13 protein-coding genes and 1 pseudogene are annotated in these 12,699 nt (G+C 60.6%); 1 reads left to right on the plus strand and 13 read right to left on the minus strand.

Annotated elements, in window-relative coordinates; translation table 11 throughout:
• The 3 genes from CS903_RS08965 to CS903_RS08975 form a co-directional block, all read right to left on the minus strand.
• The coding region (locus CS903_RS08965) for a phage tail spike protein (protein WP_099333221.1) at positions 1-3,091 on the minus strand (3,091 nt) is incomplete at its 3' end.
• The gene (locus CS903_RS08970; protein ID WP_099333222.1) at positions 3,088-3,780 is read right to left on the minus strand and encodes a phage tail family protein; all 693 of its coding nucleotides are present in this window, start codon (positions 3,778-3,780) and stop codon (positions 3,088-3,090) included. The genes CS903_RS08965 and CS903_RS08970, both read right to left, overlap by 4 nt.
• Positions 3,781-3,812: 32 nt before the next feature.
• A complete protein-coding gene (locus tag CS903_RS08975) occupies positions 3,813-6,488 on the minus strand; it encodes a phage tail protein (RefSeq protein ID WP_099333223.1) in 2,676 nt (891 codons plus the stop codon).
• A gap of 77 nt (positions 6,489-6,565) precedes the next feature.
• Here CS903_RS08975 and CS903_RS08980 point away from each other — a divergent pair, with 77 nt between their 5' ends.
• Positions 6,566-7,042, plus strand: coding sequence for a hypothetical protein (locus CS903_RS08980; RefSeq protein WP_099333224.1), 477 nt, complete (start codon positions 6,566-6,568; stop codon positions 7,040-7,042).
• Here CS903_RS08980 and CS903_RS09400 read toward each other — a convergent pair.
• From CS903_RS09400 to CS903_RS09025, 10 genes and pseudogenes are all read right to left on the minus strand, one after another.
• The gene (locus CS903_RS09400; RefSeq protein WP_164996726.1) at positions 7,039-7,215 is read right to left on the minus strand and encodes a hypothetical protein; all 177 of its coding nucleotides are present in this window, start codon (positions 7,213-7,215) and stop codon (positions 7,039-7,041) included. The two genes, CS903_RS08980 and CS903_RS09400, sit on opposite strands and share 4 nt — an antisense overlap.
• A 23-nt stretch (positions 7,216-7,238) precedes the next feature.
• Positions 7,239-7,661, minus strand: a complete 423-nt coding sequence (locus CS903_RS08985; RefSeq protein WP_442316365.1) for a hypothetical protein — start codon at positions 7,659-7,661, stop codon at positions 7,239-7,241.
• The gene (locus tag CS903_RS08990) at positions 7,651-8,253 is read right to left on the minus strand and encodes a major tail protein (protein WP_099333225.1); all 603 of its coding nucleotides are present in this window, start codon (positions 8,251-8,253) and stop codon (positions 7,651-7,653) included. The genes CS903_RS08985 and CS903_RS08990 overlap by 11 nt, the downstream gene beginning before the upstream one ends.
• Positions 8,254-8,272: 19 nt before the next feature.
• Positions 8,273-8,617 (minus strand): hypothetical protein, encoded by a 345-nt coding sequence (locus CS903_RS08995; protein ID WP_099333226.1) that lies wholly within the window; start codon positions 8,615-8,617, stop codon positions 8,273-8,275.
• A complete protein-coding gene (locus tag CS903_RS09000) occupies positions 8,614-9,051 on the minus strand; it encodes an HK97-gp10 family putative phage morphogenesis protein (RefSeq protein WP_099333227.1) in 438 nt (145 codons plus the stop codon). Before CS903_RS09000 ends, CS903_RS08995 begins: the two co-directional genes overlap by 4 nt.
• Complete coding sequence (locus CS903_RS09005; protein ID WP_099333228.1) at positions 9,011-9,382, minus strand: head-tail adaptor protein; 372 nt, start codon at positions 9,380-9,382, stop codon at positions 9,011-9,013. The genes CS903_RS09000 and CS903_RS09005 overlap by 41 nt, the downstream gene beginning before the upstream one ends.
• Positions 9,383-9,398: 16 nt before the next feature.
• Positions 9,399-9,743, minus strand: a complete 345-nt coding sequence (locus tag CS903_RS09010; RefSeq protein ID WP_099333229.1) for a head-tail connector protein — start codon at positions 9,741-9,743, stop codon at positions 9,399-9,401.
• A gap of 32 nt (positions 9,744-9,775) precedes the next feature.
• Positions 9,776-11,024 (minus strand): annotated as a pseudogene (locus CS903_RS09670) (phage major capsid protein).
• Between the two features lie 33 nt (positions 11,025-11,057).
• On the minus strand, positions 11,058-11,855 hold the full coding sequence (locus CS903_RS09020) for a head maturation protease, ClpP-related (RefSeq protein WP_503089914.1): 798 nt from the start codon (positions 11,853-11,855) through the stop codon (positions 11,058-11,060).
• Positions 11,852-12,699, minus strand: an 848-nt coding sequence (locus CS903_RS09025) for a phage portal protein (protein ID WP_099333232.1), incomplete at its 5' end; no start/stop codon positions are given. The genes CS903_RS09020 and CS903_RS09025, both read right to left, overlap by 4 nt.

A 12,699-nucleotide genomic window follows, 5' to 3' on the forward strand; every position in this document is an offset into this window, starting at 1 on the left:
TCGCGGTCGCAATAAAACCGTCAGCCACCGTGAGCTTGTCGCTCGTGATGGCCCCGGCCTCAATCCGCGCTGCCGCCAAATAGCCGGTCGTGACCTTGGAAGCGTCGAGACTGGCGATTTTGGCGTTGGTGATGGCCGCGTCAGCGATCATCGCGGTCTTGATAAACCCATCAGCCACCGTCAACTTATCGCTGGTGATGGCTCCGGCCTTGATCCTGGCTGCCGCCAAATAGCCGGTCGTGACCTTGGAAGCGTCGAGACTGGCGATTTTGGCGTTGGTGATGGCCGCGTCAGCGATCATCGCGGTCTTGATAAACCCATCAGCCACCGTCAACTTATCGCTGGTGATGGCTCCGGCTTCGATGCGTTCGGCCGCCAAGAACCCGGTCGTGATCTTCGAAGCATCCAAACTGCCGATTTTGGCGTCGGTGATGGCGGCGTCAGCGATCATCGCCGTGGCAATGAACCCATCAGCGACCGTGAGCTTCTCCGAGGTTATGGCTCCGGCCTTGATCCGGGACGCCGCCAGGTATCCGGTGGTGATCTTCGCGGCGTCCAACGAGGCGATTTTGGCGTTGGTGATTGCGGCGTCTTTGATCATCGCCGTCAAAATGAAGCCGTCGGCGATCGTGAGTTTGTCGCTCGTGATGCTCCCGGCGGCGATCCTTGCGGCAGCCAGAGTGCCGGTGGTGATTTTTGCGGCGTCGAGCGTCTTGATCTTGGCATTCGTTATCGCGGCGTCGGCGATCATCGCGGTTTTGATGACTGCGCTGTCGATGCTGGTGTTCCCAGTGATGTGAACGTACTTGCCGTCAATCAGGATCGTTTCTGGGGAAACATTGATTTGGGCGATGATCTCGCCCTCTTTGACGCGTAGGTTGATGTCCCCGGCGAGCAGGGAAATCTGGGAGGCCAGTTTCGCATCTTCCTCCGCGACCGACAGTTTCAAAGCGTTCACACCCGTGTTGGCCGTGTTCGCCAGGGTGTAGGCGTTATCGGCGCGGGTCTTCGCGGTCGCCGCGGCCTCTTGGTTTGCCGTGACGTCCGCGCGGATCTGCTCGGCCTCGGTTTCGATGGCCTGGGCTTTGTCGCGGGCCGCCTCAGCCGTTACCTTCACACCCGCCAGGTCGGTGGCGACAGTTTTGGCGTAAGCGTCGACTTGGTCGGCGGCGGTTTGCGCGGCCACGGCTTTCTTGTCGGCGTTCGCCACCGCGGTTTGTGTGGAGGTGATTTTCTGGTTCGCCGCTACAAGGCCCGCAGTCACATTACTGGCGGCCTGCTCGGCGGCATCGGCTTTATCGCGCGCCCCCTCAGCAGTGGTCTTCACGCCCGCCAAATCAGTGGCGACAGTTTTCGCGTAAGCGTCTACTTGGTCGGCAGCAGTCTTGGCTTCTACTGCTTTCTCATCCGCAGTGGTAGCAGCCTTCTGGGCGGCCTTGATCTCTTCGTCAGCCAAGACGAGTGTGTTAGCGACGTCGCGTGCGGCCAGTTCTGCCTCCCCGGCGGTTTTCTGCGCCGCCTCGGCAGTCGTGCGTACTTCTGCTAGGTCGCCCGCCACGCCCTCGGCGTAGGTTCGCACCCGGCTGGATGCCTGTAGGGCGGCTGCGGCCTGCGTTTCGGCGCGGCCCGCAACCACCCGAGTTTCCCTCAGGTCTTCTTGCGCCGCGTCAACAGCGTCGGATGCTGCCTTCGCTGCCGTTTGGGCGTCGGCTGCTGCCTGCGCGGCGGTTTGGACTTCGGTTTTGGCAATGTCGAGTTCGGCTTGGACTTGGGAGTAGTTCAAGTCCGACGCGAGCGACACCCACCCGGGCGTGCCATTGCTGGTGGTTGTCCAGATCCAGATTTCGGTGAGTTCCCCGTTCTCTTTGAACCACACATCCCCAACCTGCGGATTAGAAGGGGTCTTGGGGCCGTAGTAGTTAGTGTTCTTCCCCGACGCGCTCACCAACGCAAAATCCGCTAGCTGCCCAGCCGCCTGGGCGGCATCACTAACCGCGCTGACTTTGGAGGCGAGTGAGGTGAACTTGGCTGCTGCGGACCCCAGGGTGACCTTCAAATATGCGCCGGTGAGGGGGTTGTACTCGTAAGCCACCACCCGCGCAGTGAGACGCTGGCCTAGGCCTGCGTGGATCACGGTGACCGTATCCCCCAGCAGAACAGTCTCCAGGTTCTGCAGGTCCGCATACTCAAGGGTCGACGCAAGGTCAGCGAAAGACACCGAATACGACGCGGCCGGTTCGTCCACGTGGTCTTCGCTGAACTGTAGTTTCGCCAAGCGCCGCAACTCCACATAAGCCTGCGCGAGCGTGAGCTCATCTTCCTTCGAGACGGTGTCTTCTGGGGCGGCTTTGACTTTCTCGAACCGCTGGACTCTTACGTGGGGCTGCTGGTACTGGCCGAGTTTCGGCGAGTCGACGTAAAGCTCCGGCAAGAGAAGCCCATCGAACCCGACGGGGAGGATCCGGGTGGTGACGGTGGAGAAGTCCAGGACGGACTTGTAGCCGGTGAGGTTCTTCCGATCCGAGATCACGACCCCCCGGTCCGCGCCCCTGCGGGTTTGGTGGAGGATGTGGAAGTTGTCCCGCGTGTAATCCCCACCAAGACGGCTCATCAAAGTGTTGTCCGACCCGCCATCCAGGATCGCTGCTGCCACACTCATTCGGACTATGCGGATGGTGGCGATGGGACTGGTGGCGCCCTGCGACGTGAACCCGGCCGGGAACTGGGAGGCCCCCAACAACTGGGTGAGGGCTTGTTGTGGGGTTTTGTTCACGATGAACGTGTCCGCCACCAGGTTGGTTGCCAGGTCGTAGAACACGTGCAAACACATCACATGCAGCAATGAATCCGTCTGGGCTTGGATTTCACTGACCCGAAACCCCTGCCGCACGGTCATGCCAGGTACGGGTGTGGCGACAATGTTCTCCACCACGAGTAGGTCGGCATTGGGGGCGTCTGCCGGGTAGTCGAACTCCAAAGTGAACGCGCCGTTCAAATCCTCGGCCACGACCGGGCTGATAATGCTGGCGTCCAGGGTGGCGAGGCCGGAATAGGTGAAGTCTCGGGTATCGGGGGTGTGAATGGTGATCACAGCATCCTCCAGTTCGGCTGAACAGTTACTTTCGTGGCCCCACTCGAGGCCTTCACCGTGTTGGCGCCGACCGCGAGCACAGGATAGTCAGGGGTGATCGCGTCGATCCCCGCTTTCGTGCCGACCCGGCACGCCCGCAACGCCGAGTCGATGGTCACCAGGCCGGTGGGGTTCTTGATGGTAAAGACTTGGCCGTTGATGGTGAGCGTGTGGGTGCCCGTGCCCTCCACCGTGATCACCGGCAGCGAATACACATTCCCCAAGTTGGTCAGCGTCTTTTGGCCTGTGAACGAGGTGGTGGGAGTATTTTTGAGGTAGGCGAAGGGCGCGAGCCGCATCCGAATGTCAAACACCCCAACAGTCGTTAACACCTGCTGCAAGGCGCCAACCACGGTGTTTTTCACGTGGTAGAACACGCCAGGAGCAGCGGACAACTCCACCCTCTGCGCGCTCACCAGAGCCGCGGTGGCCTTCCGGTACCCGGCGAGGAGGTCGTGGCCTTGGACCGCGACCTGGAACGAGAGTTCTTGGTCCTCCCACCCCTGCAAACGCGTCAGCGTCCCCTCACGGCCGAGCACCTCTAGGTGGTCGACCACTTGTTGGGAAGAAGGGATGGTTGGGGGCTTCGTGACGCGCAATCCCAGGTCTTTTTCTGAGTGGATGGTCTGGTTGATCGTGAACGAACGCACCCCAACGCCTCCCTTCCTAGTTTCGTGCTGGCTTAGTGACTGGTGAGGAGGCCCTCCCTGCGCGACAGGGCCTGCAAACGCGCATCAATGCTCGGGGTCAACCGGCCCACCAAAGCTCCGTCGTCGAGGACCACCCGCAAATCCAACGCGCCCAACAGGCTCGCAGCAACGGACGAAACCAAACTTGGCAGGTCGAACCCAGTCGGACTGCTCCCCGCGCCTGCCTCGTTGGGGAAGCTAAGCGGCGGGGCGAGGGTTGATAGGTTTCCGGTGTCGAAACGGGCGTCGGTGGTGATGGGAACTTGGATGCCTGCTTCGAGGCCACTCATCGCTCCCATGACGTCGCTTGCCATGTCTTGTGCGGCGTCTACGGCTTGGTGGCCGTCTTTGTTGATCGCCCCGGTGAGCCCGGCGACGAGCATTTGGCCGACCCACGCCATTTCTTTGGACGGTGAGTTGATGCCGAAGAACCCGGTGATCCCATCCCAGATCCCACCGATCCAGCCCGACACGTTATCCCACAGCCACCCGGCCAGGCTTTGAATCCCGTTCCACAGGCCCCGCACCAAATCCCCACCAACGGACGCCATACGGGACACGCCATCAGCGACTGCGCCGACAATACCGGTGATGATCTGCGGGATCGCGGCGACGATCTGCCCGATGATCGTGGGCAGGTTCTGGATGAGGGACACTAGGAGTTGGACCCCGGCCGTGACGATCTGTGGGATCGCGGAGATCACCGCGGAGATGACCGAGGCGATGATTTGTGGGATCGCGGCAACCACGGTCACGATGATTTGTGGGAGCGCCCCAATCAAAGAGGTCAACAGGCGCAGGCCCGCATCCACCAGTTGCGGGATCGCCCCCAGAATCCCGCCCACTACCGAGGTGATGATTTGTGGGAGGACCGCAACAATCGACGTAATAATCTGCGGCAATGCCCCCACCAGGGAAGTGAGGAGTTGGATGCCCGTGTCGATGATCATGGGGATGCCGGTGAGGAGGAACTGGATGATCCCCTCAATGATCGCTGGCAGCGACTCGATCAGGACCGGCAAAGCCGCTAGCAGGCCCTCGGCTAAACCGAGAATCAACTGCAGTGCCGCGTCCAGCAGGAGGGGAAGGTTATCCACCAGGCCCTGAACAAGCGCCGTGAGAGCCGCGACGGCTGCGGGGATCAGCTCCGGTAGTGCTTCACCAATCCCCGAAACCAGGGTGGCGATAATCTGCACCGCCGCTTCCAACAAGGCGGGTAGTGCTTCGATGATGGCTTGGACTAGGGATACGACGAGGGTCAAGGCGGTGGCGGCGACTTCGGGGAGCACACTGATCAGCCCACCCAACAAGGCCGTCAGAATGCTCATGCCTGCTTCGACCACTACCGGTAGTTGCTCGGAGATGAAGGCGAGGGCTTCTTGGAGGATCCCCCCAAAAGTACTGATAATTGCGGGTGCACCGCCGGTTTCGAACGCGCTGGTGAGTTCATCGACCCACCCGTTCACCATCGGCAACACCGTCCCCGCCAAAGCAGTCGACAAGCCCGAAGCCAATAGGCCTTTGAGGTTCGCGACCCCGTCTTCAAGGGTTGCCATTTGGCCGGAGAACGTTTGGGATTGGGCGTCCATCGCCCCGTAAAACCGGCCACCCTCAGCCGTGGCGGACTCGAAAGCATCCGCGACCATCTGAGCGCTGATTGCTCCTTTACCCATTTCGTCTTTGAGTTCACCGATACTTTTCCCGGTTTTACGGCTCATTTCCTCCAGCGGGTTGAACCCAGCGTTGATCATCTGGTTCAGGTCCTGGCCCGTGAGCTTCCCCGTCGACGACATCTGCGCGAACGCCAATGTGAGGGATTCGAGTTTGACGGCGTCACCTTGGGAAATATCTCCCAACTGTCCGAGGCGTAGTTGGGCTTCGTCGGCGCTCATCCCGAACGCCATCAACGTCTGCGCGCCTTTAGCGAGGTCTTCCATCCCAAACGGGGTGCGAGCGGCCTCCGCTTTCAGGTTGTTGACCAGTTCTTGCGCTTTGGCCTGGTCGCCGAGCATGGTGGTGAAACTGGTGGTGTACTGCTCCATACGAGCGTTGTAATCCACCCCATCCTTCATCGCGTCCATGAACCCGCGACCAATCGTCGAGATCGCCCGCCCGATCCCCTTCACTCCCGCGACGATCGCTTCGGAGGCGAGGTTCGCTTTCAACATGTCACCAAACAGGCGGGTCTTGCCTGAGGTGTCATCCATTTCCCCGCCAAGGTCATCAACCCCGTCAGCCAGATCGTCCGTGTGCTTAGCGGCGTCTTTGAGTTCACCGCCAGCGTCGTCGGCCTCCGAACCCAAAGAGTCCAAAGCCTTAGTGTTTTCCTCCAGCTCATCTTCAAGGCCGTTCAGTGCGGCCTCAGCGTTGTTGAGTTGGATCTGCCAGTTCTTCGTGCGCGCATCATTCTCACCAAACGAAGCCGCACTGTTCTCCAAAGCAGCCCGGAGGGTTTCGACCTTGGAGCGTTGCGCCTCGATCTCTTTGCCGAGGACCTGGTTCTTCGCGGTCAACGACTGGGTGGACTGCTCGTTCTTCCCAAACGAGGAAGCCACCAGTTTCATCTCCGACCCCAGCACCCGCATCTCACGATTAATCTCGCTGATCGCGCGCTTGAACTCGCGTTCGCCCTCCAGGCCAATCTTCAAACCAAAAGACGAATCAGCCATGAGGATCTACCTCGCTCTCGATATTCAGATGACTAGGTGGCGGGATACTTGTCGGAGGGTGCAGTTAGCCTGTTTTTATGGCGATCAATAAGAACCCGTATGGAGTCGGTTACTCAGGAGAGAACTCCTATGACAGGGCGCGTTGGTGCGAGTGCTGCGGCATCATGTACCTCTGGCACGGAACGGCGGAGATGGAGGCCTTCCCAGCGATCTGTCCGCCCTGCACCAACCACTCAGCCGACACTCTTGAACTGGAGGTTGAGGCCTACCGCGAACACCAGCCTCGCCTGATAGAGGCTGTCTCAGCTGCCCGTGAAATGACTCGTGCCACCAAGAAGGAAAACTCTCGTCTCGAAGATGAAAACAAGGAAAAGAGGCAACAGGTCGCGGCAGCGTACAAGGCCCGGGACCGGTACCGCAGCATCGTTGAAACCTTCGAGGGTCGCCACCAAAGGGACGGCAAGAAATGCACTTGCGGTGACAACGACTGTGAGATCCTCGAGGTCCTCAACGCGAACCGGCCCCAATCAGACTGGGGCTACCAGCTGCGCTAGATCCCTGCGGGGATGATGTCGTCGATCGACACTTCCCGGTGCGGCTTTGTGCGTCCGGTTTCTTGTTTCCAGCACTCCACGAGGTCCAGGAGCAGGCCGAACGGTGTCAACCAGACCTCTGTTTGGGTGAGGTTTAGGTGGGAGAGGCCGATGTAGAGGAGCCGGGTGAACACGGCCTCGTCCGAGCCGGGACCCGTTAGGGTTTTGGGGTTTCGGAGATCACCTCGCGCCGGGTGCCCCGGTAGAGGGCCTCAGCGATGGCTTCCCGGTAGGCCCCCAAGTCTGCTGGGACGGTGAGGAGTTCAAACTCTTCTTCCGTGAGCTCTACTTGGGGGTCTGCGGGGTTTTGGAGGTTGTGGATCTGGATCGACTGGTTCGCGAGCAGGGTGATCAGCCAGATCACTTCCCCGAGGGTTTCTTCGAAGTTCTCTGAGGCTTCCAGGGTTTCCCCAAGGTTCTCTAGCCCGCCGTAGCGGGCGGCGATAAGGCGGGTTGCCCGCGTGGTGAGCACCAGTTCCACCTCACGGTTGCCGATCGTGATGAACGCTGAACGCCCCACAGCATCCTGGCCTGCTGATTTGGTGGAGTCCCCGGATGTGCCGGTTTTCCTATTTGCCACTTTCGCCTCCTGTTGCTTTGGGTTCGTAGACTGTCGTGTACCAGGAGGCGATCACCGCGCTGGCAAGACCCGGTTCGCCTTCGGTGGCTTCGGCTTTCCACGGGTGAGAGCCGAGCAGGTCAGCCTTGTTGCGGCGCAGGATCGTTCCCTCAATGCTCGGGGTGGAGAAGGTGATGCTGTCGCCCTTGGTGGCAAGGCTCGTGGTGGGAAGCGCGAATTTGACGCGGTAGAGCCAAAAGTACCGGTAGGTTCCATTCGCTTTCGCGGCTCTGAACCCAACCGCCACCGGGAGTCCGCCATCTTCGGAAGATGAGATCAGCACGCCGTTGCCATCGACGGTCGCGCCGGTGAGGGCAGCGGCGGCCGTGTTGCCGAGGTCGTCGACCCCGAGGGTGAGGGTGCCTTGTTTGAACTCTTTGACGATTTCGGATGGGCCGTCATCGGCGTAGAGGATCGCTTCGGCGACCTCGACGGACAGTTCCGCTGAGATCGCTTTCGCCAAAGGCACTGGCGTAGCGTAGGTTTCATCCCCGGTGAGGGGGTCTTCGGTGATGGGCGCGTAGTAGAGCCTGTCGAGGCCAATGGTTGCCATGAACTAGTTTCCTTCCAGATCAAAATTGGTTATGAGCCGCCACGTCAATGGCGTAGTGGTGGTAGCCGGTGTCATCCTCAAAACCCACATACCGCCGCCCAGTAACCGTCAAACCGGCAGTAAGTAGTGCCTTGGTGAGCCGGGTGCGGGCTTGCAGGTAGTTGGTTTTCGTGAAAAGTGAGAGGCGCACTTCCTCAACCTCAAAGCCCGGAGCGTTGTCGGCGAACACGTCGAACGTGTCCGCCAAGGGGGTTGCCACCACATACGACTTCGGGGCGGGGGTTTTCGTGTACAGGCCGGTCTGAAACGGCAACCCCTGCGATTCGCACACGGTGAGCGTTCGCTCAAGTAAAGGCGGGCTCATGGTTTGATTCCCTCGATCTTCGCGGTCATGGTTTGTTTCATGGCCTCGACCGCGCCCCGCCTAGCCTGGGACCTGGTAGGCGCGAGGAACGGGCGGGCAGGCTGGTTAGACTGCCCGTACTCCAGGACATTCGCCACCAAAGCGTTCGACCTTCCATCCGTCCGGTTCTCCGCAAACCCCACCTTGATGTCATGGCCGCCGCGACTATCAGTTTTCACTGGCGTCGTGCCAAGAGCAGACATCAGTTGCCCGGTAGACCGGGACGGGAGGGTCGTGCCTCGCCCGATCGCCCCCGCCAGGTTCGCCCGCAACCGTGGTTCCACAACGGCCGCGCCTGCTTTGAGCGCGTCCTGCGCGAAAGCGCCGATTTGGCTGTCAGCCGTGTTCAACGCGTCAAGGAACGCGGTTGGCAATTGGATGGTTGCTTTGGCCATGAACCCCTCCTTCCGGAGTTTTCTGATGGGCGAGGATCTGCACGTAACGACGCGCCAACACCTCAACAGAGTCAATGAGGAAGCGACCGAGGTGGCAGTCGATCTCCATCGCCGTGGTCACCTCAACCCCGGGTATGGGGCGAATCCGGAATAGTGCGGTCGCATCCGAATAGGCGGCGCGACCCACCCACGCCGAGGTAGCGTGCCGCAGCTCAATAGAAGCCCGCACCGACGCGATGGTCTGGTCGGCGCGTTGTTCGAACCCGGACGCATCCAACACGATGGCTGGTTGGATGATGCGGATCTCGTGGCGCAGATTCCCAAACGACATGGCTGGCCTCCCCGGCTCAGAGTTTCCAGTGGCGGTCGAGGACCAGGAGCCGGTTCACGGCGACCCACACTGTTTTCGCGGCGTCTGGCTTGTCGTTCCACACGCCCGCCGTGGACCCGTCCCGGGACTCGTAGAAGTGTGAGGCCAACATGACGATGGCCTGCCGGGTGGAACCTGGCATCACGTGCTGGTCGTAGTGGTTTTCGGGGAGGTGTTGGAAGGAGGCGGCGTACGAGATGGCAGAGGCGACCATTTCGGTTAGGAGCGCATCGTCCTGGTCATGTTCAAGGATCAGGTTCGCCTTCACCTGGACAACCAGAACCTCCAACGTCACCACTTCGACTGGGGTTTCCTCACTCATGTGCCGCCTCCTTCCAAATAGAACCTGCTGGTTTAGGCTCCGGCCTTCTGGGTCAGGACCTTCACGGCCTCGGGAAGAATGAGTTTCCCGTCGAGGCGCTGGGAGGCGAGGAACCCGACCTGCCCGGTGGTCGCGAACAACTCGTTCAATCGCTTGAACGAGCGCCCTTGGCGGTCAGCGATCCAGTAATAGCCAAGGTCCCCAAACGCCACTGTCTTCGCGCCCGCTTTCATTTCGGGAACAAACACCGAGGTGTGTACCGGGCGACCCAACACCGTGTCCGGCGTAGTGGCGGTGAGGGCAGGTTGCCACAGGTACTGGCCGTTACCGTCTTTGAGTTTCCGAATCGCTTTCACAGTCGAATCATTAGTCAGCCACACCGCGTTCTTCCGATACGGAGCCCTAAGCGAGTAGTGCAGGTCGATGAGCTCATCAGCCGTGATGTCGGTGGCCTTCGCGGTCGTGACAGCGGCCTGCGCTCCGGCCGCCGGGTCAAGCAGCCCGGTGGGTTTACCCTTCCCGTCACCTACCAGGAATGCTTCTTCTTCCGCCGCGCCAATCCTGCGGGCGAACTCGGTGGCGAGGTAGGCCTCAACGTTGAACGCTGAATCATTGAGCAGTTCCTCGCTGATCTTCATTGAGCAGTTCCTCGCTGATCTTGAGGAAGGTGCCGAGCTTGAACGCTGAGAGGCTCACTTGGCTGAAAGACTCATCCGACTCCGCATACGGTTTCCCCTCATCCAGCCAGGACGCGGTCCCGTGGGTGGACACCACGGGGATCTTGCGGTCCCCAGAAGTTGTCTGGATGACTTTGACCAGGCCACGCATCACGTTCTGATCCGCCAGGGAATCCACCAGGGTGCGTTCAAACTCGTCAGGGACCAGGTAGCCGCCCTCAGAATCCACGCCCTCACTAAGGGCGTTGCGGACCTCCATGGGGGAAGCGTTCAGGCGCATCGCATCCCAGAAGGCACGCTTGTACGAGTCCGCTGCCCGCCCCGTCCTCACCGCGCCGGTGTTGTCGTCCCGGTTCATGCCGGGCATGGAGGTCAGCGGGGTGGTTTGGGCGCGGGCCATGTCCGCCTCAAACCGTGTTGCCCGCTCTGCCCGGGCGATTTCGTTCGTTAGCGTGTCGATCTCGGCTTCCATCCGCGCATACGCGGTGTCGTCCTCAGCGGACAAGCAGCCGGACTCGGTATCGCGGCGCTCATCCAAGAATGCTTTCGCTTTTTCCCAGGTCTCAGCGCGGCGGGTACGTAGATCAGTAACTGTCAGTGACATCAGAATGTTCCTTCCAAAAATGGGGGTTGGGGTTTATTTGGTTCGTTGAGCGAGGTCGGCGTACAAATCCACCAAACGCCGCCCCGCTCGTTCCTCCGCTACGGGAGGCTGGGGCATGCTCTGGTGGCTGGTGAGTTTGTTGAGTAACTGGCGGTCAGCCGCGCGGGCGGAAAACACCACGCCACCACCAGACGCCTGGGTCGCAGCAGGCCCACCCTCAGCAGGCTCTCCGTCGGCGGGATCATCTAGAGCGCCAGCGTGTTCTTTGGTGGGGGTAATGAGTTTGTCGGCGAAGCCCATATCGATCGCGGCCCTCGCGTCCATCCACGTCTCCGCATCCATGAGCTTCGACAGTTTCGCTCGCGACAGGCTCGTCTTGAGTTGATAAGCGTTGATGATCGATTCCTTGACGGAGGCGAGCATGTCAATCGCCCGCCCCAGTTCCGCCTCATCCCCAACCGCCAACGTGGCGGGGTTGTGGATCATCATCATCGACACCGGACTCATGGCAACGGTCGATGCCGCCATCGCGATCACGCTCGCGGCAGAGGCGGCTACCCCGTCAATGTTCACGGTGACATGGCCTGGGTAGTCCATCAGCATGTTGTAAATCTGGGCGGCAGCAACCACGTCACCACCAGGAGAGTTCAACCAAATCGTCACCCCACCACTTGCCGCGTTCAGCTCGCTAGCGAACAGGCCAGGGGTTACGTCATCGTCAAACCAGGACTCCTCCGCGATCGGCCCGTTAATATGCAAAACCCGAACCCCACTATCAGGATCCGGGCCATTCGGGTCTGGCATCTGCCAGTTCCAAAATCGTCTACTCACAATCGTCTACCTCCAGAGGGTTGCTGTTGTTCAGGCGAATGGGCGGGTGCAGGCACCGCCGCGGCCTCGTTGTTTTCGGTTTGTGTGGTTGCGTAGGCGCCTGCCAGGTTCAGGGGCAGCATGTTCCCGTTCACCAAATACAGGTCCCCACCCTCGGCCTCGTCGATGCGGTCCAGGTTCTCTAGTTCCCTAATGTCGTTGGCGCTCATCCACCCGTTCTGCCGCGCGACCGCGTAACCATTCATGCGGGACGCGTAGTCGCCGCGCAGGAGACCTTCGAGGTTGAACTTCACATAAACGCTGCGCCGCTCCGCCTCCGTGAGGAGTTTCGCGGTTATCGCTTGCTCGAAGCGGATCACCCACGGGTCCAGCGTGTACTTCACGAACTCCAACGACTGCTGCTCAATATTCGAAAATGAGGACTTATCCAAGTCACCGATCATGTGGGGCGGGACGCGGAAGATACGCGCGATCTCACCCATCTGGAACTTACGGGTCTCCAAGAACTGGGCCTGCTCCGGCGACATGGAGATCGGCGTGTACTTCATGCCCTCTTCCAGCACGGCGATCTTGTTGCCGTTCTTCGCCCCACCAAACGTCGCCTGCCACGACTCACGCACCCGCGTTGGGTCCTTGATCGTCCCCGGATGCTCCAACACGCCCCCAGGGGCAGCGCCATTAGCGAAGAAGGAAGCACCGTAGTCCTCGCAGGCTTGGGCCATGCCAATAGCGTTCTTCGCCATCGCTATCGGGCTGTAGCCCACCAGCCCATCAAAACCCAGACCCGGAATATGGAGCACCTCAGAGGCTGCGAGGCGCACCAGGCCGGTGTCTCCGGGGACTT

Source organism: Actinomyces minihominis, from assembly GCF_900187855.1.
GTDB lineage: Bacteria > Actinomycetota > Actinomycetes > Actinomycetales > Actinomycetaceae > Scrofimicrobium > Scrofimicrobium minihominis.

Excerpts from the sequence above, each read along its gene's own strand:
- CS903_RS08975 (WP_099333223.1), bottom strand. The coding sequence starts at position 6,488 with ATGGCTGATTCGTCTTTTGGTTTGAAGATTGGCCTGGAGGGCGAACGC.
- CS903_RS08980 (WP_099333224.1), top strand. The coding sequence starts at position 6,566 with ATGGCGATCAATAAGAACCCGTATGGAGTCGGTTACTCAGGAGAGAAC.
- CS903_RS08990 (WP_099333225.1), bottom strand. The coding sequence starts at position 8,253 with ATGGCAACCATTGGCCTCGACAGGCTCTACTACGCGCCCATCACCGAA.
- CS903_RS08995 (WP_099333226.1), bottom strand. The coding sequence starts at position 8,617 with ATGAGCCCGCCTTTACTTGAGCGAACGCTCACCGTGTGCGAATCGCAG.
- CS903_RS09000 (WP_099333227.1), bottom strand. The coding sequence starts at position 9,051 with ATGGCCAAAGCAACCATCCAATTGCCAACCGCGTTCCTTGACGCGTTG.
- CS903_RS09005 (WP_099333228.1), bottom strand. The coding sequence starts at position 9,382 with ATGTCGTTTGGGAATCTGCGCCACGAGATCCGCATCATCCAACCAGCC.
- CS903_RS09010 (WP_099333229.1), bottom strand. The coding sequence starts at position 9,743 with ATGAGTGAGGAAACCCCAGTCGAAGTGGTGACGTTGGAGGTTCTGGTT.